We start from the raw sequence: 24603 nt of genomic DNA, 5'->3' as shown, positions 1-24603 counted from the left end.
ATAAAAAGGGTGAGAACCATGAATAAATCGATTAATGAATTGCTGCCCGCAATGACACTTGCCGAGAAAGCTTCACTCTGCGCGGGATTAAATATGTGGATGACGAAGGGGATCGAGCGGTTGAACATTCCGCCTGTTCATATGTACGACGGAACCAATGGGATCCGTAAAACGAACAGCGATGAAGAAATGGGGATCACAACGGAAAATGTACCTGCAACCTGTTACCCTACGGGTTCGGCCATCGGTTCTTCGTGGAACACGGAATTGCTGCATGAGGTCGGTGTGGCTCTAGGACGGGAATCGAAAGCCATGGATGTAGAGCTGCTGCTTGGACCGGGTGTCAATATGAAAAGAACACCGCTTGGCGGTAGAAATTTCGAATACTATTCGGAAGACCCGTGCTTGACGGGAGAACTTGGCGCTGCGTTCATTAATGGGATTCAAAGTGAAGGTGTAGGTGCTTCTGTCAAACACTTTGCGGGAAACAACCAGGAGTTTGAGAAAATGGTGACCAGTTCGGAAATTGACGAGCGGACACTGCGCGAAATTTACCTGAGCGCCTTTGAACGAATTATTAAGAAATCCGATCCTTGGACGGTCATGTGCTCTTATAACTTATTGAATGGAACGTACACGAGTGAGAACGAACATTTGCTGCATGACATTTTGAGAGAAGAATGGGGTTATGAAGGCGTTGTGCTATCCGACTGGACAGCTGTCAATGATCGCATCCGCGGACTGAAGGCTGGACTTGATCTGGAGATGCCAGGTCCTGCTCATTACAATGCCAAAGCCATCATTGAGGCGATTCAGAACGGAAGCCTTTCCGAGGAACAATTGGATCGAAGCGTGGGTCGCATTTTGAAGCTGGTCGAACGGGTAACGGGCAGCAAAGGTGAGGGGACTTCTGAAGATGCGGATTACCATGCACTTGCTCGTAAAGCGGCAGCCGAAAGTATTGTGCTTCTGAAAAATGAGAACGCGATTCTTCCGCTGCAGCCGGAATCATTGGGATCCATTGCCGTGATTGGGCGGTTTGCCAAGAAGCCTCGAATTCAGGGGGCAGGCAGTGCGAAGGTAACGCCGACAAGAGTCGACATTCCGTGGGACGAGATAAAGAATCTGGCCGGCGAGAATATTACGATAGGATATTCAGAAGGATACCCGGAGGATGACTCCATTCACGATGAGTTAATTCAGGAAAGTGTCACATTAGCCAAGAATTCTGATGTCGCTGTACTGTTTGTTGGCCAGCCGGAATATGCCGAATCGGAGATGCGTGATCTGCAAGGCATTGACCTTCCCGAGCATCAAGTGAAATTGATTTTGGCGGTAGCCGCAGTTCAGCCCAAGTGCATTGTCGTAACCAGCAGCGGCACCGCACTCGCCATGCGTCCATGGGTACAGCATGTACCTGGTGTGATTCACTCGTGGTTGTCGGGTCAAGGCATGGGTAAAGTGGTTGCAGATGTATTATTCGGACACACGAATCCATCGGGTAAGCTGTCGGAGACCTTCCCTGTGAAGCTATCGGACAACCCATCCCATATGCGGATTCGCGGAGAGAATGGCAAGCTGTATTATCGTGAAGGTCTTTTTGTAGGATATCGATACTATGACCGGAAAGAACTGGCTCCTCAATTCCCGTTTGGACACGGATTATCCTATACATCGTTCTCATATTCGGATCTGGAAGTGGCTCAGACGAACACTGGCGTCACCGTTTCTTTCCAATTAAAAAACACAGGTAAGCGCAAAGGAAAAGAAGTTGTTCAATTGTACGTACACGATGAAGAGTGCACATGGACCCGTCCGGAGAAAGAGCTAAAAGCCTTTGTCAAAATCGAACTGGAGCCCGGTGAGAAACGCAAGATTACCTTTGATCTGGAAGAGAGAGATTTTTCGTACTATAACACCAAGTATAACCGCTGGGTAGCAGAGACCGGATACTTCCAGATTTCGCTGGGCAGCTCGTCCAAAGACATCCGAATCACGGAACGTCTCCACTGTGACTTTGGGAAAGAAGAGATTACGTTTCACAAATTCAGCCTTCTAAGCGAATGGATAAGTGATCCGGCAGCAAAAGCAGAATTGGAAAAATGTCTGAATGACATGAACGAGCATGTGACAGATAAGGTATATCTTAATGAGGAATTTGTGGGATTTTGGGAAGACTTCCCTATGATCAAAGTATTCCAAATGTTCGGTCAACAATGGATGAATGAGCGTTCACCTGATGAAGTTATTCATGAACTTATTGCCAGGGTTAACCAGGCACGAAAATAATAAATAAAGTTAAGAATAACCAAGTTCGATCCCGTAAAAAGGAGATGAGCTTGGTTTTTCTGTCGTTCCAGGACAGATTGTTTACAAACAGCTGCATGCTAGGCAGAGCTTGCTCGATTCACGATGTAAATGCCGATCGACACGAACAGGAGGGCAATCAGATTTTTCAGTTCCATAATGCTTTCGCCCAAAAATACAGCTGATAGCAATGCGCCAAACACGGGGATAAGGAAGTTGTAAACAGACACTCTTCCTACTTTGTTGTATTTAAGAAGCATATTCCATAAACAAAATGCCGCCGATGACAGCAGTACCAGATAAATTAAGTTACTCGTGGATTCCAGGGTGAAATGTGTAACTTGTCCGCCCAGCAGCAGACCCAGCAGAGCCAGCGTTAATCCGCCCACAAACAGGCTGAAACCCGTGACGACCAATACATCCATGGAAGAGGTTAAATGCTTCGCGTAGATGGCCGTAATGGAAAATATGAAAGCAGCTGCCATGACGAAGCCCTCACCTGTAAATGAAACGGAAAATGAGAGTAGATCGGTATTGAAATTCACAATGATGACTCCGATAAATCCCAGCACGCAGCCAATCACTTTTTTATTGCTTAGCTTGTCATTTTGATACAGGAAATGGGCTAGCACCACACTGAAAAAGGTAGCTGTTGCGTTCACAATGGAGCCTTTAACACCAGTCGTATTGGATACACCTATGTAAAAAAACATATACTGCAGGCCTGTTTGCATGACTCCCAGCATAGCGAGACTGGTCCATTGCCGTCCAGATAGAGCGAACTTCCGTTTTCCAATCAGTCGGTATAGGATCAGAAGCAGCAAGCCTGCGAGTATAAATCGATACCCTGCAAATACAAACTTGGAACCCATATCTTCTGGCATGATGTTAAAAGCGATATACCCTAGTTTAATCGATGGGAAAGCACTCCCCCATAGCAAGCAGCATAGGCTTGCGATTAAGGTTACAACCCGTGGATCCGTTAATCTGTGTGGTTTCTCCATTCCTTGAATCTCATTCACTTGTAATCTTCTCCTCAGCAAGTAGTGCGTTTTGTTATGCAACAAATACATTCTAGACCATATCACATTTCCCGCGGCTTGTATCCAAAAGTTGATTGGACTAAGCATTAAGGAAAAGGAATATGTGTTTTATGCAGGAAGCTGTATGAAGGATGTGGAATTTATATACAGATTTTCTGTAGAGGAGGTGGTTAGATGGTCTTTCCAACCCATATTGTATCGGCAGGTGGAATTGTAGAAGACGGACATGGAAATATCCTGTTAGTAAAAGCTCATGACGATGGCTGGGTGTACCCAGGCGGGATTACTGAGGTAGGAGAAAACCTGATTGATGGCGTGATCCGTGAGATCAAGGAAGAAAGCGGGATAGACGCCAGTGTGAGTCATTTGATTAGTGTTGTCTCGAATACAGCAGTACATAAGTGGTATGACGGTGTGACGGATGTTCCGACAAAGGTCATGTTTAATTTTGTGTGCAAATTAGAAGGTGGAGAATTAGCTGCATCTGAGGAAACGAGCGAGTGCAGGTGGGTTCCCAAGGAACAGGTGCTGGATTATATTACACTACCTGCAATTCGCATGCGTTATGAAGCGTATCTGAATTTTCAAGGTTTAGTGAATTATGTGGAGTATTTCACTGCGACAACATCGGAGTGCAACACCAAGCTTCATCGACATGTTTAGCTATACGGGTGCATGCAGTTGAATAAGTTATGTGCAGATGCTCAAGCGTCAATGGGTAGAACAGCTGTTGATGGAACATAGGAGAGCAGTCGATTCATTGGATCGACTGCTCTTATTCATACAGGCAGAAGATCGATGCGACAATATGACCTTAATGATAGATATGCCGTTTCATAAAATACAAAAAGTCGCTCTGCATCGAGCCCAGCGTAAGAATCTTTCTGGGAATCATGAATTTCCATCGCCGGCCTTGAACGTGGAATGACCATGTTGCAGACAATAAGGTGCCAGAATGATATTTTTGATCTTGTAATTCTGCTGTTTGGAATTCAATGGTATGTACAACTTTAGTCGAAAAAAAATTGAGGAAGAGGATGATTAATTTATCCTCATTGATGAGCAATATAGCCCGGCTTGTCTTCGCTGACCAGCTCTGTGGTGTGGAATAACATATGTACATGTCAGGTTCTCTATAAGATTGAGTTAGCCGATTCATCAATTTTTTGGTAATAAAAATCATGGCTCAATGCTCCTTCTGCTGTGATATCTCATTCTGTAACTCGTTCCTAGAAATTCCGATCCAACAAAACCCCTACTTGTTCTGCAATAACCTGAGTTGACTCCGTAATTCCATTGGTAAGCCACGCTTCGACGATCTCCACGATTGCCGCTCCAAAGAAATTAAGAAGGATCTCCTTGCTTAATCCCTGATTTATTCCTTCGGTTATATTCACTTCGCCCTCTAATTCTTTAATAACAAATGCAAGAAAATGATGACGAAATACAGAGGCACCCTTGCTTGATAACATGGCTGAAAAGAAGGGAAGATGGTGTTCAAAGTATTCAAACCAGAGGAGATTTCCCTCTGCAAAACTTAAGTCAGATGCGGCTTCGCATATTTTTCGCAGCTCGTTAATGTGTTCTTCAATAAGCTTGTCGAGCAAATCAAATTTATCCATGTAATGATCATAGATCGTTCTACGACCGACGTTTGCCCGATGGGAAATGTCCTGAATCGTAATTTGATCCAGATTTTTCTCAGACATCAGTTGTGTGAATGCATTCTTAATCGCATCTTGAGATTTTTGCACTCTTCGATCCAATTTCAATTGGGACATGAGGGTTCTCTCCTTTCCAGAGGGTTGTCGCACATTATTTCAAATTTGTGCAATAGCGCACGAATGAAGACGGTTTGTTTATTGAAGGGGGGACACTTTCCATTTATATTATACACATGTGCGGTAACGCATCAATATGTATTATCTCCATCATTTATGTTTCCTCTACTGAAATAATAGAAGAGAAGATTAAAAGGAGGCGAGACGCATGGATCGAATCGAAAAGAGCAAGGAAAAATACCAAGAACTATTTGGTGAGAGCGTACCTTCTGCCTATGCAACAGATCCTGAATTTCAGGACATCCTAAGCCGTTTTATCTTTGGAGAAGTGTTCTATCAAGGTACGCTGAAGGACATTCAGCGGGAGCTGCTGACACTGGTGGTCCTTACGGTCAATCAGACATTACCTCAGCTTAAGGCTCATGTAAGTGCGGCATTGAATGTTGGAGTGACTCCGGTAGAAATTAAAGAGGCCGTCTACCAGTGTGCCCCATATATCGGTTTTCCGAAAACATTAAACGCCATTGATGAAGTGAATGAGGTGTTCACGTCCCGTAATATTGCACTGCCTATGGAAAGCCAAAGCCAGGTCTCAGAACATAGTCGTTTGAAAAAAGGGCTTGCTGTACAGATTGAGATTTTTGGTGATGTCATTGAAAAAATGAGAGCAAGCGCCCCTTTGAACCAGAAGCATATTCAGGAGTATCTTTCGGCTTTTTGCTTCGGTGATTTCTATACCCGTGACGGACTTGATTTGAGAATCCGGGAATTGTTAACACTGGCTATGGTCAGTGCATTGGGAGGAGCCGAAGGCCAAGTTAAGGCACACGTACAGGGAAATATAAATGTGGGAAATGACAAGGAAACGCTGATTGAAGCGATCACACATTGTCTGCCTTATATGGGTTTTCCAAGGACACTCAATGCACTTGCTTGTATCAATGAAGTGATTCCGGAAAATGAAGAGAAATAAATTTAATCAATAGATTGGAGAAATCAGATATGGCAAAATATGAAGAGGTAAAGAACGGCGTTATTTTTCCGGCAGGAGAGAAGAATGAAGCTTTTGCATCATATTTTGTGGGACAGAGCTATCTTCAAACCTTGGTTGCAGATCCGAAAGTGAATGTTGGTGTAGGGAACGTGACCTTTGAGCCAGGCTGCCGAAACAACTGGCATATTCACCGTGGCGGATTTCAGATACTGTTAGTTACCGGTGGGGAAGGGTGGTATCAGGAGGAAGGCAAATCTGCTCAATTCCTGACAGCCGGCGATGTTATTGTTACGCATGATGGTGTAAAACACTGGCATGGTGCCGCAAAAGACAGCTGGTTTGAACATATAGCGATCACTGCAGGTACACCTGAATGGCTAGAACCTGTTACGGATGAAGTTTACGATAGTGCGAGGAAGTGAACCACCAGATTCTCATATACTTATAGTTAAGAGTGAACGAATGAGACACCCGTAAGGGTGTTTTTTGCTGCAATTCTACATACTGGTTTAGTGATTAAATTAAATCGTATAGAAATCTATTGCGTTAATATAAAAGGATTTTTGCGAACCAGTGTAGAAAGGCAATGGAGAAAGGCTTAAATTATTACATTTGTTTAGGAGGAGTCATTTGAGAATAGATCAGGTATTTGAATTCGAAATTGGTGTGGAGCTTAGCGAGAAAATACAAGCGTTATTAATCAAAAGCTTTCCTGAAGTTTATCCTGTGGATCGAATTTACTTCAAGCAAGTACCGCAGTTTAGATTCTTGGCTTTTAACGATGAGAATGAACTCGTAGGGCAAGTGGGTCTGGATTACAGAGTGATGAATCTAAATGGTAAACGCATTAGAGTCCTTGGTGTGATTGATTTGTGCGTCTCACAAAACGAGCGTTCGCAAGGGCTGGGTTCCAAGCTGCTTAAGGAAATTGATACATTCTCAATCGGCAGGAATATAGACTTCCATCTTCTGTTTGCAGATAACATGGCTCTGTATCTAAAGCATGGATATAAAAGAGTTGAAAATCGAGTAAAGTGGTTGAAGATTAATGATGAATTACAAATGACGAACGGAATAGGTCACGAGCCGATAAGCGAAATCATGATCAAGGAAGTAAGTGAGATGAGTTGGGATGAAGGGGAGCTGGACTTGCTAGGCTATCTTTATTAGGACCAAAAGAACACACCTCAACTGGGTTCAATTCTGAATCTGTATTTCCTGGGCGAAGCACCAACAAATTTTTTGAACTGCCTCATAAAATGGGTGTCATTCTCATATCCACATGCATACGCAATCTGATTAACGGAGAGCTCACTGTGATCCAAAAGATATTTGGCATGGTCAAGCCGGGCATGAATCATATCCGTCATTACGGAACAACCAAATAGCTCTTTATAGATGTGTTGAAAGTAGGATTTGCTCATATTTAATCGTGAAGCTTGTTCTGTTACGGATACGTTTAGCTGAGGAGAGCGATAGATATCGTTGCGCAGTTCTGTAAATTGAATGTAATAACGGCTAAGTTGGTGGGGAGCAGTTCTTGCACGCAAGTCACTCAATTTCATGAAGAAAGACCGAAGGTCGCAATCGATAATACGCTCACGCAGCTTTCCATCCAGTCTGTGACACTTCTGAAGTTCCACAATGCTTCTGGAGATCAACAAGGGATCTGAAGCTTCAATAAGTGTGTCCACAGGAAATTGAATACTTAGGAGAAATTCGTGAAAATCGCTGCCGTTACAGTGGAACCAATCATTAATAAATGGACTCTCCAGCTCACGGTAATAATGAGGCGTTTGAGGTTGAAACAAAATGAAGGTATTCTTCTCCACCGTGCTTGTGTTGTCATGCAATCTCACCTCTGCTCTGCTGTTAAAAAACACAAAAGTGTAATTTCCCGAACCACTTGGCCGGTTTCTCACAATCCCTTCATGGTGAATGGTTCGATAGCCGCAAGAAAGCAACGTAAGCATGTCTTATCCTCCTCAGCACAATAGGTCAGTTTTTGATGATTATAGTTTATTGTTCACGTCTAAACAACCTTCTATAATTTTCTGAAAATGATTATTCAGAGGAGGGGAAATAAGTGTCGGTTGACAGAAAATATTGGGTCGATACGTTGGTTCGCATAGCTCATCCTGTGCTCGATGCCTTAGCAGAAAGCAGACTTGTTATCGATATGCCTGTCGAATCAAAGGGGGGAGATCGTAATGACTACGCTTATTTGGAGGCTTTGGGACGGACTTTGGCCGGGATTGCACCATGGCTTGAACATGGCCCTCGTTCAGGTGAGGAGGGGAAGATTCGAGACAGGATGGCAGATCTGGCCAGACGTGCAATTGAAGTGGCGACAGATCCAACTTCGCCCGATTTTATGAATTTCACGCAAGGCGGCCAGCCTGTTGTTGACGCAGCTTTTCTTGCAAATGCGATGCTTCGGGCTCCACGTGAACTGTATGAACTGCTGGACGAGAAAGCAAAAGATAATCTGAAATCAGCCCTGCTCGCCACACGGATTATACGCCCCGTATTCAGTAACTGGCTGTTGTTTAGTGCAATTATTGAAGCGGCCCTTGCCCAAATGGGCGTAGAAACTTGGGATCGCATGCGAGTGGATTATGCGGTAAGACAGCATGACCAATGGTACATGGGTGATGGTGCATATGGCGATGGGCCTGACTTTCATTGGGATTACTATAACAGCTTTGTGATTCAACCCATGCTCGTGGATACATTGGACGCGTTAGGAGATCAATTCGAGGATTGGAAAGCGATTAGGGTCAAGGCGCTAGACAGAGCAACTCGCTATGCAGCCATCCTGGAACGCTTGATTTCACCCGAAGGCACCTTCCCGCCTATTGGACGATCGCTTGCCTATCGTTTCGGAGCATTTCAGCATTTATCTCTCATGGCACTAAGAGAGGAACTCCCGATAGAAGTGGAACCAGCTCAAGTTCGCTGCGCACTTACGGCGGTAATCGAGCGGCAGATTCAGATGCCAGGGACGTTTGACGATGCCGGATGGCTGCGAATTGGATTCGCCGGAAGTCAGCCGGAAATCGGTGAAGCTTACATATCGACGGGCAGTTTATATCTGTGTACGACCGTATTCCTTGCGCTAGGACTCTCGCCTGAGTCTGATTTCTGGCAAGGAGAGGCCGAGTGGACTTCACGGAAGGTATGGTCCGGAGGAGAGGTCAATTTGGATAAAGCCTATCATGATCAACATTTTACAGGGGGTTGAGGAACTCCTTCAGGTCATTATATTGTTCCTTTGTTCTTGCAGCCTTTCGAACGGATGTCATGGAGAGATAAGAATAGGAGTGCATAGAGAGTCGCTGTAAAGCGGCTTTTTTATGTTCTCAATCGAATGATAATGATATTGATTATTGTTCTCATTTACACACTTCGACATTTACTGTATACTGACAATAGTTATTTTACATAATGGTCAAAAAGCCAGACAAGAATGGAAAAGGGAGAGGTTATTTACATGTTGGTGTCCGTAAAAAAAGGGATGTTTCTTTGTTTGATTACTGCAATGATTTTGGTGCTGGCTGCGTGTTCAAGTGGTGGGAGCGATAATGCCGAGGGCAGCTCACAGCAAAATGAGGAGAGCAGCGCCACGAATGCAGCAGCAGATGGGGAGCAGACCGATGTTAATGCTTCAGCTGCAACAGAAACGACTTACCCGGTAACCGTGTCGAATTATACAACAGAGAACGGTAACTGGGTCGCTAAGGAACAAACATTTGACAAGGCACCTGAACGCGTTGTTGCCAATACTCAAGGCGCAGCCGAGCTGATGATTCGCCTTGGATTGACGGACAAGCTCGTGGGTGTAGCTGCATTGTTTGGCAGTGTGCCTGAAGATATTGCTGAGGAGTTTAAGAAAATCCCTGTTCTGGCTGAAGGATATGTTGGTAAGGAAGTGACCATTGGCGCTTCGCCTGACCTCATTATGGGACGTGGTGGATTATTTGAGGATGCCGACTGGGGTGTGGGTACAGTCAACGGCTTGAATGATATGGGGATCAAAACGTTTGTGCAGAGCACGAGTGTTACTGATGCTTCGTTGGATAGTCTGTATAAGGATATCACCGAGTTGGGCGAGATCTTCAACGTACAAGCTAACGCGGCAGCCTATATTGAGGAACTTAAAGTACGCGAGGAAGCATTGAAGGCTCGTGCCAGCGCTGAAACAATCAACTATGCGTCCTTCTCTGACAATGGTGATGGAACCATTGCGGTTTACAACGGAAATGGAGATACGTTTATCGAAAGTGCAATGTCATTAATCAACGTACATAATATGTTGATCAATGAAACAGGCACACTCAGTCTGGAGAAACTCATCGAGGTCAATCCGGATGTGATGATCATTTCCAAATATGCTGGCGGTATTGATCCACAAGAAACGATTGACAAGTTGCTTGCCAACAAGCAGGTGCAAAGTATTAACGCAGTGAAAAACAAGAAAATCTATGTTATTGATTTCAACAATTTCTGGGGTTACGGAGATTCCATCTTCACAGGTGTTGAGAAGCTTGCTGATGATATGGGGTTGTAATATAACCTAATTTATATAATTGATGTGTTACTACACTATATCTTCACATTAAAGTAGGAGCCAACTCTAGGAGTTGGTTCCTTTTTCTTTTCTTGAATAAATTCAAATGTTGCCGGATCCAACCGGTCACCTTGCAGTTTAGGGTTTGAAACATGCGTTTCATCCCATTTCCCCCTGAAATGTATGATAAAGTAGTATATTTGAGAGTGAAACTCAGAATTGTCGTCAAATGAAGGGCGGATGTTCAATCATGTTTAATGTTGCCATTTGTGATGATGAGGAGAAACAAAGAAATCTCGTGAAAGCGATGCTGATCTCCTTATCTCTGAAAACGAATATTGATTTCCAAGTTACCTTATTTGCATCCGGTGAAGAGTTGATTTCTCATTACAAAACGGTAGGGGATGCCTTCCATATTCTTATTATGGATGTAGAGATGCACGGGATGAACGGCATTCAGGCAGCCAAAGAAATCAGAATGATGAAATTTCTGGATGTACAAATCATGTTTCTGACCAGCTATCCGGAGTATATGGTAGAGAGCTTCGATGTGGTTACTTTTCAATATCTGATCAAACCGATCCAGACACATATCTTCGAGGAGAAAATGATTAAACTATGCCAGTACTTGAGATCAATGGACAAAAAGTTTGTATTAATCAAATCAGCTTATGAAGAATTGCTGTTGAAATACGATGATATTCTCTGGATCGAAGTGATGAAAAGTCTAACAATCAAAAACAAACTGAATTTTGTGACCAACGAAAGCACGCATGAAAGTAAAGGCATTATTTCGAATTATGCGGATGCTCTGAAGGATCATGGCTTCTTGCAAATTCATCGCTCGATTGTCATTAACCTGATGCATGTCCAGAAGTTTAGCGGCTCCCAGGTCGTCATGTTAAATGGTGCTGAATTGCCCATCGGCCGTTCCAAAGTCAAGGAAGTCAAGGATGCCTACACCAAATATATGATTATGAGGATTCAATGATATGGAACCATTTACGTTCTTGTCTATCATCATCGTTACGCTGCTTATGGCATTCCAGGTGAATTTTTATTTCAATTCGGTACTGGGCAAGTCCAGGCAAAAGCCGAACAGAGTGGTCTATTTTGTCCTGTTTATTGTCTTATGTTTTTTCTATCTGGCTTCTACATTGCCTTCGGTCATCTCGTCGTTGGTTGTGTTATTATTTATCTTCAGTCTGGCGCAATCCTATGACGTGGAGTTGAAGCTAAAACTGGTGTTCACGGTCCTATATGCCGTACTGGTCACCATGGTGAATTATATTGCTGTATATATTATGAGTGTCTGGGACGCTACGGATTACACCACATGGGATCACTTCAACGAGGGTTATCATGGGGTGTTCTACAAGGTGATGCTGCTTGGCTGCAGTCTCATGTTTATTGTCATTCAGGTTGTTCGTCTTATTGCCAAACGCAGAAGCTTTGCCCTTCACTATCGCTACTATCTTTTTTTTCTCATTGTACCGATTATTACGTTATATCAGATTAATGTGGCTTCGAACTACACTGAGAAAAACATCTTTTATATCATTTCCGTGATGGGCTCGCTGTTTCTCAATGTGTTTATTGTCTATGTATTCGATAATATGGTGGAGAAGGTTCAGCTTGCGAATGAGAATGCCCAACTGCAGCGTCAGATGGATTATCAGGATGCCAACTACGAGAAGACGGTGCACAGTTTCAAAAATGTGAAAGCCATCATCCACGATATTCATCAGCAGTTTCTGTACATTGAAGAATGTATCAAGCAAAACAAACATGAAGCCGCTTCTGATCATATAAAGCTTACCTTGAATAAGATTGAAGGCGTATACCAGCGGGTGAACTCCGGCAATCTCGTGATCGATGCACTTGTCACGAATACCATTGCCGTAGGACAGGCAAACGGAATCAAGATTGACGCCCGCATTCAGCTTCATTCTCAACAGGTTCATATCGATCGTTATGATCTCTGTGTTGTACTTGGCAATATGCTGGATAATGCAGTCGAGGCTTCCAAAAAAGTCAGACAGGCTGAAGACAGATATATTCTGATCGCCATTCATTCTACTGCTTCTGCAATGATCATCCAAGTGCTGAATCATGTAGAGCAATCACTAACCCATTTGAAGAGTGAGAAGCCTAATCCGGAGTTTCATGGAATCGGCCTTACGAATATATCAAGAATGTGCGAAAAGTACGGTGGGCACATGACGATTGAACATCATCATCGGACTTTCAATAACATGGTCGTGCTGCCCTTTGAAGTCAACAGTCTCTGAACATGCCGTTCAGGGATTGTTTTTTTCCATTCAGGGTTTGTTCACGTTCAAGGGGCCTCTTCCCAGATATGATGAATTCATCATATCGAAAGTACGAGGGAGGAAGCTGAGGATGAAGAAACTGTTTAGTGTGTTATTTACAGCGGTGCTGGTAATCACTCCGATGACAGACGTCAGGGCAGAGGCAAATAAGAGCATTTCAATTGAAAAGCAGGCAGAAGAAATGGCAGCAAAACTGGTGCAAAATTATGGAGTCACAAGTCTGCAATATGCCATTAGGGATCAAGGGGAAATCATACTGTCGGGCAGCACTGGCTTTCACGATAAAGCATCCCAGACACGAATCACCAAGGAAAGCATGTACGGCATTGGCTCGGTGAGCAAAATGGTTGTCACCGCTGCAACCATGATGCTGGTGGATTCCGGGAAAGTAAATCTGGATGAGCCTCTTACTACCTATATTCAGGACTTTGAGATGGCGGATGCCCGGTACACCCAAATTACCCCGCGGATGCTGATGAATCATTCATCGGGTCTCTACGGTTCACATTACGGGAACAGTATGCTGTTTGACGATAATGACATGCGCAACCACGATGAACTATTGCTCAAACTCAAAACCGAAAAGTTAAAATCAAAACCTGGTTCATATTCCGTTTATTGTAACGACGGCTTTCAATTGCTTGAGATCCTGGTTGAACGCGTGAGTGGTTTAAGCTACAGCGATTATGTCGCCAAGTTTATCAGCAATCCGTTACAGCTGGAATCAACCAAAACACCGCAGGATTCATTCGATAGAGATCAATTATCTGAAGCGTACTGGCCCACGATTGAAACCAAAATGCCAGTTGAAAATGCGAACATTCTCGGTACAGGTGGGATATACTCCACATCCGAAGAATTGACCGAATTTGCTGAAGTATTAATGGGTAACAGACCTGACATTTTGTCCGAATCCTCGGTTAAGTCCATGCAAAATCATGAATATCGAAAAGGAATATGGGTCACAGATGAGCGGAATACGTTCAATTACGGACTGGGATGGGATGCTGTGGATCTTGCTCCATTTAGCGATTATGGCATTACTGCACTTGCCAAAGGCGGAGACACCATGATGTATCATGCATCACTAATTACCATACCTGAGCTTGATATTTCAATGGCCGTTCTGTCCTCAGGTGGGTCGTCCATCCACAATCAGATGTTTGCGAGCAACGTACTGCTGGAGGTATTGGAGTATCAAGGTGTCATTGATGAAATCAAGAAAGATCAGACCTTCTCCCCGCCCGTAAAAGTAAAGATGCCTACGGAGCTCAATGCGTATTCGGGTCTATATGGTACAGTAGGTACAACCCTGGATATTCAGGTCAAAAACGACGAAATCACACTGCCAGCCTTGCAGGGCGGAATCATTCCAGAGCAGAAGTATGTCTACACTGGAGAGGGGCAATTCACAAGTACGGATGGAAGTGTGAAGGCCAGTTTCGTGAAGGAACAAAACGGGAAAGTGTATGTTAAGGTGCAGGCAGTGATTTCATTGCCGGGTCTAGGTCAAACGGTGATGAACACGTATGATTATCAAAAGTTGGATCCCAATCCTTTGAACACAGCCACAGGAAAGAAATGGGCAGATCGCAACGGCACCAAATATTATGCGTTAGATGAAAAAATCACATCGATCTTTTATCTGCTTCCTTCGATGCTAATCAAAAATCTGAGCGTGGATACGGAGATCGGTTATGCAAACGGCACTCAGATTGTAGATTCAGACCATGCAGTGAATGTCGCAGAGATTCCTGTGATGAACGGTAGAGACGCATTCGATCTGCAATTTTACACCAAGAATAATGCAGAGATTTTGATTCAGGACGGACAGGAATATATTGCAGAGGATGCGATTACACCGATCTTTGGCGGTAAGACAGGTAAGGCCACTATACCGGCAAGCGGTCAAGCCCGCTGGTATGCTATCGATTCCCGTTCTGCGAACAAATCATTGACGGTAGACTCGCCGGAAGGCGGCGGTTACGCTGTATATAATGAGCAGGGCGAAGTGGTTCACTTTTCGGTTGCTACCGATCAACAATCCATTGAGCTTCCCAAAGCTGGCTTTATCGTTTTTGGTGGTGAAGCTGGAGATGTCTTCAAGATCCATTTAAAGTAAACGCAGTCCACATCAAACGAGTTTAGTAGAGATAACAGATCACGAGCACAGAGTGCCAGGGGTCTGTTATTTTTTATGGGACAAATAATGGAATAAACAGGAAGGTAATCTGAGATAAAGAGAGAAAATAGTGAAATGGTGTTTTGTTTTGGATAGTCTAATTCAAAGGAGACCTGATTACAGATGAAAAATGAAGAACGGTTTTCAAACCGGGTTGATTCCTATACGAACTACCGCCCGAGTTATCCAAAAGAGGCTATTGATTATCTATACAACTCCGTTGGTTTGCATTCGAACAGTAAGATCGCAGATGTTGGTTCAGGTACAGGAATTTTCTCGAAATTGCTTCTGGAACGTGGGAGCTATGTTATAGCCGTCGAGCCGAATCAGGCCATGCGGGCAGCCGCCGAGCAGATGTTGGAGAATGAACCGAACTTTCAGACGATATCAGGCTCTGCAGAATCTACGGGGTTACCTGATCGTTCGGTGGAATTTATTGTGTGCGCACAGGCGTTTCACTGGTTTGACCGCTTGGCAGCACAGACCGAGTTTAGGCGGATTTTACAGCCCGGAGGTAAAGTGGTATTAATCTGGAATTCCCGTCTTACTAGCGGTAACTCCTTTCGTGTAGAATACGATCAGCTGCTGCATGCGTACGGGACCGACTATGAAAAAGTGAATCATAAAAACATTTCTGAGTCTGTGCTTCAATCCTTTTTCAAGGAAGGCACGATGCAGAAAGCGAACTTTCAAATGAGTCAACAGTTCGACTTTGAGGGCTTGAAAGGCAGATTGCAATCATCTTCCTATACTCCTGTGCCCGGGCATCCCAATTATACTCCGATGATGACTGAGCTTCAGAACATATTTGATCGAAATAAACGGGAGGGTACTGTTCTTTTTGATTATGAAACAGATATATTTTGGGGAGAAGTGTGATTAATCTTGATTGGGCAACTTGGTGATCATAGACGATTGTGTTCACCAGAACTACGACAAAATTGAATTAGAGGTGTAGTTAGTCCATGATGAGAAAAATGGCATTACATTCCTTACTTGTGCTTGGAGCAATTTTTATTATCGCTGCAGCTATTTCTCTATTTTTTAATGATCCATATCGTGATGGACCTCATTCTGGCCCTTCAAACGTATGGGAGCTTGTTCGAATGTTTACTTATGACTCATGGACATGGCTGTTATCAATCGGTCTCCTTCTTGCGGCAGCTTCTGTTTTTGGGCTTCGGCGATGAATATATATCGTTACATGTAGATGATAGCGTTCATTGAAAAAAATAATCTGCAGCCGCTCACAGAAATCCTGAGAACGGCTGTTTTTTTTATTGAGATACCGTTAGAACAGCCGGAACCCTCTCGTAGGATGTTTGACGAAACAAGAACCTTCTGAAGGTGTGTCTCTTAATCTTTTTGCAGCAATAAAGGCTCGATCGCTAGCGCTATACGAATTCGTAGACTTTCAGCGGGATCTTTGAGTTTTACATCCAGGAGTCGTTCACACTTTTCTAATCTGTACACCACCGTATTCCGATGCACGAAGAGGTGTTTGGATGTTTCGACAAGCTGGCATTGTGTTTCGTAAAATGCGTTCAGGGTACGGAGCAGCTCTTTTCTTTCGGATTCATCGGTGATTTGCAGCAATCCATCTAGAGTCGATTCGTAAAATTGCTTTAGCTCGTCTTGGGGAAGCATATGGAATAAATACCCGATATCCTTGGCTTGGTAGGATTGGACAAATTGTTTGCGTTTAAATCGATAGCCGAATTGCAGCGCATTGACTGCTTCTGTGTAAGAATGGCGAACGCCGAGCACATTCATTGCAGGTTTGCCGATGCCAACCGACATGCTCATTCCATTCTCCTGATGGAGGTGTTTAAGCATTCCAGTGAGATGTTCGGTGAGCTTCGCCTCGTCCCAGCCTGAGTCCGGGATGGATAGCAAAATGCAGTAGGTATCATGTTTGGTAAACATGGTAAAAGGATGCTCCAGCGCACCGAAATGACGTTTAATGTGCTCGTATTGCTCCTCTTGTTCAGTCAAGTTGTCTCCCTTTAGTACTGCCGCCTCATCATTACGAATAGCCAGCACGACACATGAATAACCCTTTCTAAGCCCGTATTTCTTGCCGCGGTTCAGCGCTTCCTGCTCGAAAGTGATATACCCCTCGATCAAGTCGGAAAAAAACTCATTTTTGTGCCTGCGGGAACGTTCCTTGACTGCTTGGGATTTGGTCAGCTCCATTCCAATGACGTTAGAGGCTTGTTCGAGCGTTAAACCGTACAGACCAGTCCATTGATCCGGCGTATGAAAAGATAACAAATAGCCTTCGTGACGATACGTTTTTACCGGATATACGAGCATGCAGCTGCGTTCCCGCAGGGATGAGTCGATTAAGCACAATGAAGTCGGGCTTGAGGTGTCGGACAATCCGTGAAGTGCACTAACTGCAGCTGCAGTAAGCTCAGTAATATTTGCATTTTGATTTGTGGAAGCAATGGTTTTCCATTTGTTGTTTAACAGGATGACTGGGGATGAGAGCAGCTTGGACAAGGACTGGATAATGCCGGAAATTCCTTTGCCTCGCATGATCATTTCGGAGAATTTTTTGTGAATGCTAAGTGCATATTGGAGTTCGTCGCTCTTATTGTTCAGAATAACACTGGTTGATCGTTGCAAAATCTCACCAAGGGATAGACATACATCTGAAATTTCAATGATAGGAAATTCGATACGGTCCGCTTCATGTAATATTTCCTCAGGGATCGGAAGTTTAAAACGTTTGGTTTTGATGGCCAAACCGGAGCAGCGAAGCCGCTGCATGTCCCTGATCAGGTGAATGAACACTTCAGGTTGCTGTTTCATGAAATAACCGTTGGTCAGCAAGAGCTCGTTGGGCCTCAAAAAACGTATGATATCTGGACAGTCCATAATGTTAACGGTTTGAACCTCGCGCTTAAGACCCTTATGCCCAGTAATCACTCTGGCATCATCGTAAATGCCGTTATTGAGCAAATCTATCAGCAGCACATCGACCCATCCCTTTCTGGAACAAGTTAAACTATTGTTAAGTAATATAACATTACGATCCTTCCGAGTAAATATCTTTGGCTTGTTCGTCCAATAATCTAAATTATTTTTATCTTTATCATCCAATGACTTCCCCCTGCAGCGTGGAATATGCTTGAATTGTTTTTAACGTGTAACAAAAGCGCACATGATTGGAGGGTTGTCATGGTTGATTTGCTTATTACTGATACCGTGTTATCCAAGGATGGAAGGCGAATGGATGTGGGAGTATCCTCAGGTAAAATTGCATTTATCTCACCATCCGGTGAAGGGATATCGGAAGCGATGAATGTCGTTCAAGCCAAAGGAGGCTTACTGCTGCCTGGCTTGGTCGAGCCGCATATTCACCTGGAAAAAGCCTATTTACTGGATGTTATGGATCGGGATGCAGAATCTCTCCAAGACGCAATTCAGATAACGGCTAAACTGAAAAGTTCTTTTACAGACGAGGACATGAACGAGCGCTCGCTTGCTGTCATTCGTCAAGCTGTCCGCAACGGCGTTACCCATATGCGCTGCCATGCCGAGGTTGATCCGATTCTGGGTCTCAAGGCTATGGAGTCGGCTCTCCATCTGAAACAATCTCTAAGAGATCAACTGGATCTGCAGGTGGTTGCCTTTCCGCAAGAAGGCGTATTTAGTAGTCCGGGGACGGAAGAGTTAATGGAGGAAGCGCTGCGTATGGGGGCTGACGTCGTCGGAGGAATCACTTATCAGGATGAATGCCTGGAAGATCACTTGGATTTTGCATTTGGTCTGGCAGAAAAATACGGAAAGCCGCTGGATTTTCATACGGATTTTTCGGACAATCCCAAGGACCGTGCCATTGCGGACATAGCCAGAAGAACACTCATCACAGGAATGCAGGGACAAGTATCTGCCGGACATGTAACCTCGCTCGGTTCAATGCCTGAGCATGAAGCCATGGATATCGCGGAACTTCTGCATCGTGCCGGGATCAGCGTTATTACGCTGCCGATGACCGACCTGTTTTTGAATGGCCGGGGAGATGCGGAAGGGCCGCGCAGAGGCTTGGCGCCAGTGAAATTGCTGCAGGAATGCAGTGTGAATGTAGCAATTGGCGTCAACAATGTCCGCAACGCATTTACACCGTTTGGCAAAGCGGATCCGTTAGAGGTCGCCTGGCTTCTGGCAGTCACTTCGTATATGGGCGGGGAACGGGATGCCCTTGCGTTGATCAGGATGCTGACGTATAACGCAGCTCAGGCATTGGGTATTAAAAATTATGGAATGAAGGTAGGCGCTCCGGCGGATTTAATATTGTTCCAGGAACGATCAGAAAGGGATGTACTGCTGGATAAGCCGGAAAAGCGAATCGTTTGGAAATCGGGTGTGCAGGTCAGTAATATGGTTCAAAAGCAATAGAATGGCTGCGGAAATCACAAGCTATGGATACCATTGGAACACGAGTGAAGGGGATGAAGCTATGGAGAAACAGTTAACCATTATTAAAAACGTCAAATGGGCAGATGATCTGTTCAATCTAACGATTGATCGGATGACAGGAACGATCATCAGCATCGAAACAGCCGCAACCGATGCAGAGTTTGCATCTGGAGGTACTAACCATCAAGAGGCAAATGTCTTTGAAGCAGAAGGTTTACATTACGTTCCGCCCATGGCAGATATGCATATCCACCTGGACAAACATTTTCTTGGCGAGCCGTGGAAGACACTGCAGCCCTTTGTCACCCTGCCTGGCCAATTGGAATTTGAGAAACGCATGCTGGGAGAACTTCCGACAGGAGCAGGAGAACGCGCTAAACGGTTGCTCGATTTAATGCTGGCCCAAGGTACGGCCAAGATCCGAACGCACGTTGACGTAGATCCGCAAATCGGTCTTTCGCATCTTGAAGAGATATTGGAAGTTCGCGAATTATATCGCGGCCGCATGGATATGGAGGTCGTTGCGTTTCCTCAACAAGGACTACTTCGATCCGAATCTGTAGCCGTCATGCGGCAAGCACTCCAGGCTGGAGCCGACTATGTAGGCGGTGTGGATCCGGCCGGGCTGGACCGCCGAGTGGATGCCAGCCTGGAAGCGATGTTTGAGCTGGGGGCAGAATTTGCTGCGGGAATCGACTTACATCTGCATGACCCGGATCACCTCGGAATATACACGATTGATCGTTTTGCTGATTTGACGGAACAGGCAGGCATGTCCGGCCGCACTTCAGTGAGCCACGCCTATTGTTTGGGTCAGGTTAGTGAAGCAGAGGTACGTTCATTGGCAGAAAAGCTGTGTGCGAACGGCGTATCCATTATGACAAGTGCACCTATCGATAGACCTATGCCGCCCGTCAAACTATTGCTGGAAGCGGGAGTAGCTGTACATGTCGGTTCAGATAATATTCTGGATTCGTGGAGTCCATTCGGCAATGGCGACATGCTCTCACGTGGGTCACGTCTCGCTGAAGCATCCGGTTGGGTAGAAGACCACTGGTTGCTAGAAACGTACAAGCTTATTTCCGATGCGCCGTTAACTCCAAAAGTGGGGGATCGCGCCGATTTCTCCTTAGTACATGCCTTGAATGCGATGCATGCACTGGCAGCGGCATCACCAAGAGAAGCCGTATTCTCGGGTGGTGTACTCGTTGGAGGCCGTGCGTTCTCAACCAGCAGGCACATGGACGAAATCCATTCATAACTTTTTTGGCTTAGAGTAAAAAGCAGCGCGTCCTTGATGCGCTGCTTTTTGGTTTGTGGAAGTAGGTTGTACGAAAAACTAGACATGTTGGGTTGTTACGTAATCATTGTTGACACGGATGCCTTGATATCGATTTCCTTTTGGTGTATCAGTCCAAGATGCGTTGATTTTTTTAGACGATTACACCAATGACTAGGGGGTGTTTACAGCGTATTATTCTTGTAAGAAGAAAATAACGTTAGATAAACTTACACGAAGAAGAAAAGGAGGGATATATTTGATTTACGACACCAAGTATCGTTACGTGGAAAAGGGGGAGAAGGGCATGCGTCGTAGTGCCTTTGCATATCGCATCCAAAACATAAAAAGGCATTGGTTGCTATTGGTCATGATCTTACCAGGTCTCATCTATCTGTTCATCAACAACTACTTGCCGATGCTTGGCATTATCATTGCGTTTAAGAATGTTAATTTTGCAAAGGGGATATGGGGAAGTGACTGGGTAGGTTTTGAGAACTTCGCCTACCTGTTCCAAACGCAGGATGCCTGGGTGATTACCCGAAACACATTATTGTACAATGGCGCGTTTATCGTGCTCGGAACGATACTCTCCATCGCCGTAGCGGTATTACTAAACGAAGTAAGAAAAAGATTTGTCTCCCGCTTGTATCAGAGCGTTATTTTACTCCCTTACCTCATCTCGATGGTTATAGTCGCTTATTTGGTACTAGCCTTGCTAAACGAGGAGAATGGGTTCGTCAACCATTACGTGCTTCCTTGGCTGGGGATCGATTCGGTGTCGTGGTATGCAAACGCAGGGAAATGGCCTTACATATTAAGTGTCGTGTACCTGTGGAAAAATGTTGGTTATACCTGCATCGTCTATCTGGCCTCTATCGTAGGCATCAGCCAGGAGTATTACGAATCGGCTACGCTGGACGGAGCATCCAGGTGGAGACAAGTTTGGAGCATCACCCTTCCTCTGATTAAACCCACAATGGTCATTCTGGTTCTCCTTTCGGTTGGACGCATCTTCAATTCCGATTTTGGACTGTTCTATCAGGTCCCGTTGAATTCAGGTGCACTGCAAACCACTACGGATGTCATTGATACTTATGTTTACCGCGGCTTGATGACTTTCGGGGACTTCGGGATGTCATCTGCAGCAGGACTGTACCAGTCCATCGTCGGTTTTGTATTAGTCTTGACGACCAATGCGTTTGTTCGCAGAAAAGACAAGGATCTGGCGCTGTTTTAGTAAAAGGGGGTGGTCAACTTGTATTCAAATCGAATTTATCAAATAACGGTTCACTTCGTGCTCATCACAATGGCAATTGCTGCAGCTTTTCCATTCCTTCTTCTAATATCCGCTTCGCTTACCGAGGAACAAGCCATCATTAGAAATGGATATAGCTTGATTCCAGATCAATTCAGTTTCGACGCTTATGTGTACTTGTTCAATCAGTATTCATTGATTCTGCGCTCGTACGGAATTACCACGTTCATCACGATTGTGGGAACCATTCTTGGCCTTCTGATTACAACCCTCATCGCTTATCCATTATCGAGAAATGTGCTTCCGTTTCGTTCGTTCCTGTCCTTCTTTGTATTTTTCACTCTGCTTTTCAATGGCGGGCTCGTGCCCATGTACCTGGTGTATACGGACCTCTTCCATTTGAAAGACACCATCTGGTCCTTGATCATCCCGAATCTACTGACTAATGGCTTCTACATTTTATTGATGCGCAGCTTCTTCTCCACGTCCATTCCCGGTGAAGTTGTGGAGTCGGCTTACGTGGATGGCGCGAGTGAATGGGTCATTTATTGTAAAATTGTTCTCCCGCTAGCACTTCCCAGTCTGGCTACGATTGGTCTGATGCTCATGATTTCGTACTGGAACGATTGGTTTAACGGTCTGATCTTCATCAATGACGGAAGCCTGTACAGTATTCAGAACCTGCTTAACCGCATGCTGTCGGATGTCCAGTATTTACAGCAGAACAGTTTGTCCGGCCAGACGGCTGTCGCTTCATCCGTACCTCTTGCAAGCGTGAGGATGGCTATTGCGGTCATCGGTGTACTGCCGCTTATTGCAGCCTATCCGTTTTTCCAGAAGTTCTTCGTTAAAGGGTTGACCATTGGCGCTGTAAAAGGCTAACAGCGCTCAGCGTCCAATAGGTTGTTCCAATAGCAAACATGGGGGAGTGAAGAAAGATGTTTACAAAAAAAAGGTTTGTAGGTTTCGCGCTGGTGGTTTCCTTGTTTGGTGTTTTAGTAACAGCATGCGGGAATTCGGGCAGTGAGGAAGAAGCGGTAAGCGGAAATGACGCAGAAACCGGCTTGTACGAAGTGGTCATGACGTATCCGGCTTTTGGTGACGTGACGGATGTCAAGGAGGTTCAGGATGCCATTAGTGAAATTACAGCTGAGAAAGTAGGTGCAACGGTTAAGCTCCTGCCTGTAAATGGCTCCAATTATGCAAATCAGATGAACTTGATGCTGGCTGGCAGCGACAAACTGGATCTGGTGTATACCAGTGTCTGGTTCGGTCTGGAATCTCAGATCAGCAGGGGGCAGCTGCTGCCTATGGACAAACAGTTGAACGAATTCGGCCAAAAGATTCTGGAGACCATTCCGGGAGAAGCGGTGGAAGCCGGAAGAATGAATGGTGAAACCTATGGCGTTCCAAGCATCAAAGCCTGGGCACTATCTCCAAGTTTTGTGATGAGCAAGGAGCTGGCTGATAAGCATGGTATCGACCTTGCGTCCATAAAGACATGGAGTGATATCTCGGGTGTGCTGCAGCGTATCAAGGATGAAGAGCCGGGAGTTACACCAATCGTCAGTTATACCTCTCAGGAAACTCCCGGACAGGCCATGCTGAATTTCGATCCTTTGGGAACAGCGCCTGGCGTACTGGATTTCAATGGAACAGATTACACAGTGCACAATCTCTTTGCTACCGAACGCTTCTCGACGATGGCCGATCTGATGCGTGAATGGTACGAGAAAGGTTATTTCAGCAAAGATGTTGCAACATCCCAGGAAACGGGATCCAACCTGATTAAGGCGGGCAAAGCCTTCTCCTATATCCGGAATATCAATGAGTGTTACTCGGAATCACTGGCGGCAGGGACAGAGCTTGCATGTGTTCCCCTGGAGGATTCGTATATGACACGAAACAGCGTAGCTTCCAACATGATGTCTTTGGCGAGAAACAGTGAGCAGCCAGACAAGGCAATTCAGGTTTTGGAACTGTTCTACTCGGACGAAGCAGTCATTAATTTGTTCACGAATGGAATCGAGGGCAAGCATTACGTTAAACAGAGCGATGGCCTCATTGCCAAGCCGGACGGTGTGAGCTCAACAGGCTATGATTCCAATCAGTACGCAGTTGGCAACAATTTTCTATCCTATATCTGGGAAGGGAATGACCCTGATATGTGGGAGGTGTTAAAGAGTGAAAATGAAAGTGCCGTAAAATCAAGGGCGATGGGATTCAGCTTCGATATCAATCCGGTCAAAACGCAAATTACATCGGTAACCAATGTCCAGAATCAGTATGACGCTGGATTTCAGACAGGAACGTTTGACCCGGCAGAATTGCCAGCGTATATCGAAAAATTAAAGAGTGCAGGCGTTGACAAAATATTGGAAGAAAAGCAAAACCAGCTAAACCAATGGCTTGAAAACAAATAAAAGGA

Annotated in this window: 21 protein-coding genes; 17 read left to right on the top strand and 4 right to left on the bottom strand. The window is 44.9% G+C overall.

The annotated features are described in order from the left end of the window. Positions 1–18 precede the first annotated feature (18 nt). On the top strand, positions 19–2289 hold the full coding sequence (locus GUA98_RS08840) for a beta-glucosidase family protein (RefSeq protein WP_193722756.1): 2271 nt from the start codon (positions 19–21) through the stop codon (positions 2287–2289). A gap of 98 nt (positions 2290–2387) precedes the next feature. Here GUA98_RS08840 and GUA98_RS08835 read toward each other — a convergent pair whose 3' ends face one another. Continuing rightward, positions 2388–3329, bottom strand: coding sequence for a DMT family transporter (locus tag GUA98_RS08835; protein ID WP_321573849.1), 942 nt, complete (start codon positions 3327–3329; stop codon positions 2388–2390). A gap of 195 nt (positions 3330–3524) precedes the next feature. On the opposite strand from GUA98_RS08835, the gene GUA98_RS08830 reads away from it, so the two are divergent. After that, complete coding sequence (locus GUA98_RS08830; protein WP_193722755.1) at positions 3525–4013, top strand: NUDIX hydrolase; 489 nt, start codon at positions 3525–3527, stop codon at positions 4011–4013. Between the two features lie 566 nt (positions 4014–4579). On the opposite strand, the gene GUA98_RS08825 is transcribed toward GUA98_RS08830, so the two are convergent. After that, positions 4580–5131: a TetR/AcrR family transcriptional regulator gene (locus tag GUA98_RS08825; RefSeq protein WP_193722754.1), complete on the bottom strand. Its 552-nt coding sequence runs from the start codon at positions 5129–5131 to the stop codon at positions 4580–4582. A gap of 208 nt (positions 5132–5339) precedes the next feature. On the opposite strand from GUA98_RS08825, the gene GUA98_RS08820 reads away from it, so the two are divergent. The 3 genes from GUA98_RS08820 to GUA98_RS08810 all read left to right on the top strand — a co-directional run bounded on the left by GUA98_RS08820 (position 5340) and on the right by GUA98_RS08810 (position 7295). Next, complete coding sequence (locus tag GUA98_RS08820; protein ID WP_193722753.1) at positions 5340–6104, top strand: carboxymuconolactone decarboxylase family protein; 765 nt, start codon at positions 5340–5342, stop codon at positions 6102–6104. Positions 6105–6133: 29 nt separating this feature from the next. Continuing rightward, positions 6134–6547 carry a cupin domain-containing protein gene (locus tag GUA98_RS08815; RefSeq protein WP_193722752.1) on the top strand — a complete coding sequence of 138 codons (414 nt, stop codon included), beginning with the start codon at positions 6134–6136 and terminating at the stop codon, positions 6545–6547. Positions 6548–6755: 208 nt separating this feature from the next. Then, a complete protein-coding gene (locus GUA98_RS08810; protein ID WP_193722751.1) occupies positions 6756–7295 on the top strand; it encodes a GNAT family N-acetyltransferase in 540 nt (179 codons plus the stop codon). Between the two features lie 17 nt (positions 7296–7312). Here GUA98_RS08810 and GUA98_RS08805 read toward each other — a convergent pair whose 3' ends face one another. Beyond that, entirely contained in the window at positions 7313–8098 is a 786-nt protein-coding gene (locus GUA98_RS08805) for a helix-turn-helix domain-containing protein (RefSeq protein ID WP_193722750.1), read from the bottom strand. Positions 8099–8211: 113 nt separating this feature from the next. On the opposite strand from GUA98_RS08805, the gene GUA98_RS08800 reads away from it, so the two are divergent. The 7 genes from GUA98_RS08800 (at position 8212) to GUA98_RS08770 (ending at position 16400) form a co-directional block, all read left to right on the top strand. Next, complete coding sequence (locus tag GUA98_RS08800) at positions 8212–9369, top strand: DUF2264 domain-containing protein (RefSeq protein ID WP_193722749.1); 1158 nt, start codon at positions 8212–8214, stop codon at positions 9367–9369. Between the two features lie 285 nt (positions 9370–9654). After that, entirely contained in the window at positions 9655–10695 is a 1041-nt protein-coding gene (locus GUA98_RS08795; RefSeq protein ID WP_227779502.1) for an ABC transporter substrate-binding protein, read from the top strand. Positions 10696–10945: 250 nt separating this feature from the next. After that, positions 10946–11686: a LytR/AlgR family response regulator transcription factor gene (locus tag GUA98_RS08790; protein WP_193722747.1), complete on the top strand. Its 741-nt coding sequence runs from the start codon at positions 10946–10948 to the stop codon at positions 11684–11686. Position 11687: 1 nt separating this feature from the next. Beyond that, on the top strand, positions 11688–12986 hold the full coding sequence (locus tag GUA98_RS08785; RefSeq protein WP_193722746.1) for a sensor histidine kinase: 1299 nt from the start codon (positions 11688–11690) through the stop codon (positions 12984–12986). A 112-nt stretch (positions 12987–13098) separates the two neighbouring features. Continuing rightward, positions 13099–15150: a serine hydrolase domain-containing protein gene (locus GUA98_RS08780; protein WP_193722745.1), complete on the top strand. Its 2052-nt coding sequence runs from the start codon at positions 13099–13101 to the stop codon at positions 15148–15150. Between the two features lie 183 nt (positions 15151–15333). Beyond that, entirely contained in the window at positions 15334–16089 is a 756-nt protein-coding gene (locus GUA98_RS08775) for a class I SAM-dependent methyltransferase (protein WP_153978943.1), read from the top strand. An 86-nt stretch (positions 16090–16175) separates the two neighbouring features. Then, positions 16176–16400, top strand: coding sequence for a hypothetical protein (locus GUA98_RS08770; RefSeq protein ID WP_193722744.1), 225 nt, complete (start codon positions 16176–16178; stop codon positions 16398–16400). A 166-nt stretch (positions 16401–16566) separates the two neighbouring features. Here the strand turns inward: GUA98_RS08770 and GUA98_RS08765 are convergent, their stop codons facing one another. Further along, the gene (locus tag GUA98_RS08765) at positions 16567–18192 is read right to left on the bottom strand and encodes a PucR family transcriptional regulator (protein WP_193722743.1); all 1626 of its coding nucleotides are present in this window, start codon (positions 18190–18192) and stop codon (positions 16567–16569) included. Between the two features lie 204 nt (positions 18193–18396). On the opposite strand from GUA98_RS08765, the gene GUA98_RS08760 reads away from it, so the two are divergent. The 5 genes from GUA98_RS08760 (at position 18397) to GUA98_RS08740 (ending at position 24598) form a co-directional block, all read left to right on the top strand. Beyond that, positions 18397–19617, top strand: coding sequence for an amidohydrolase family protein (locus GUA98_RS08760; RefSeq protein ID WP_193722742.1), 1221 nt, complete (start codon positions 18397–18399; stop codon positions 19615–19617). A 1-nt stretch (position 19618) separates the two neighbouring features. Further along, the gene (locus tag GUA98_RS08755; RefSeq protein WP_227779501.1) at positions 19619–20899 is read left to right on the top strand and encodes an amidohydrolase family protein; all 1281 of its coding nucleotides are present in this window, start codon (positions 19619–19621) and stop codon (positions 20897–20899) included. A gap of 325 nt (positions 20900–21224) precedes the next feature. Beyond that, entirely contained in the window at positions 21225–22157 is a 933-nt protein-coding gene (locus tag GUA98_RS08750) for an ABC transporter permease (protein WP_193722877.1), read from the top strand. A 9-nt stretch (positions 22158–22166) separates the two neighbouring features. Beyond that, on the top strand, positions 22167–23057 hold the full coding sequence (locus GUA98_RS08745; RefSeq protein WP_415753006.1) for a carbohydrate ABC transporter permease: 891 nt from the start codon (positions 22167–22169) through the stop codon (positions 23055–23057). A gap of 56 nt (positions 23058–23113) precedes the next feature. Then, positions 23114–24598 carry an ABC transporter substrate-binding protein gene (locus tag GUA98_RS08740; protein WP_193722740.1) on the top strand — a complete coding sequence of 495 codons (1485 nt, stop codon included), beginning with the start codon at positions 23114–23116 and terminating at the stop codon, positions 24596–24598. The last annotated feature ends 5 nt before the right edge of the window (positions 24599–24603 follow it).

Origin of the sequence: Paenibacillus sp. P13VS, from assembly GCF_015143645.1 — a bacterium.
GTDB lineage: Bacteria > Bacillota > Bacilli > Paenibacillales > Paenibacillaceae > Paenibacillus > Paenibacillus xylanilyticus_A.
Note: the sequence above shows the minus strand (reverse complement) of the source record. Positions and strands in the feature narration are given on the sequence as shown.

Bases quoted from the DNA above. Each gene is read 5' to 3' on its own strand.
- GUA98_RS08785 (WP_193722746.1), top strand. From the start codon at position 11,688: ATGGAACCATTTACGTTCTTGTCTATCATCATCGTTACGCTGCTTATG.
- GUA98_RS08740 (WP_193722740.1), top strand. From the start codon at position 23,114: ATGTTTACAAAAAAAAGGTTTGTAGGTTTCGCGCTGGTGGTTTCCTTG.
- GUA98_RS08750 (WP_193722877.1), top strand. From the start codon at position 21,225: ATGCGTCGTAGTGCCTTTGCATATCGCATCCAAAACATAAAAAGGCAT.
- GUA98_RS08840 (WP_193722756.1), top strand. From the start codon at position 19: ATGAATAAATCGATTAATGAATTGCTGCCCGCAATGACACTTGCCGAG.
- GUA98_RS08775 (WP_153978943.1), top strand. From the start codon at position 15,334: ATGAAAAATGAAGAACGGTTTTCAAACCGGGTTGATTCCTATACGAAC.
- GUA98_RS08830 (WP_193722755.1), top strand. From the start codon at position 3,525: ATGGTCTTTCCAACCCATATTGTATCGGCAGGTGGAATTGTAGAAGAC.
- GUA98_RS08760 (WP_193722742.1), top strand. From the start codon at position 18,397: ATGGTTGATTTGCTTATTACTGATACCGTGTTATCCAAGGATGGAAGG.
- GUA98_RS08815 (WP_193722752.1), top strand. From the start codon at position 6,134: ATGGCAAAATATGAAGAGGTAAAGAACGGCGTTATTTTTCCGGCAGGA.
- GUA98_RS08755 (WP_227779501.1), top strand. From the start codon at position 19,619: ATGGCTGCGGAAATCACAAGCTATGGATACCATTGGAACACGAGTGAA.
- GUA98_RS08780 (WP_193722745.1), top strand. From the start codon at position 13,099: ATGAAGAAACTGTTTAGTGTGTTATTTACAGCGGTGCTGGTAATCACT.
- GUA98_RS08770 (WP_193722744.1), top strand. From the start codon at position 16,176: ATGATGAGAAAAATGGCATTACATTCCTTACTTGTGCTTGGAGCAATT.
- GUA98_RS08805 (WP_193722750.1), bottom strand. From the start codon at position 8,098: ATGCTTACGTTGCTTTCTTGCGGCTATCGAACCATTCACCATGAAGGG.
- GUA98_RS08825 (WP_193722754.1), bottom strand. From the start codon at position 5,131: ATGTCCCAATTGAAATTGGATCGAAGAGTGCAAAAATCTCAAGATGCG.
- GUA98_RS08790 (WP_193722747.1), top strand. From the start codon at position 10,946: ATGTTTAATGTTGCCATTTGTGATGATGAGGAGAAACAAAGAAATCTC.
- GUA98_RS08820 (WP_193722753.1), top strand. From the start codon at position 5,340: ATGGATCGAATCGAAAAGAGCAAGGAAAAATACCAAGAACTATTTGGT.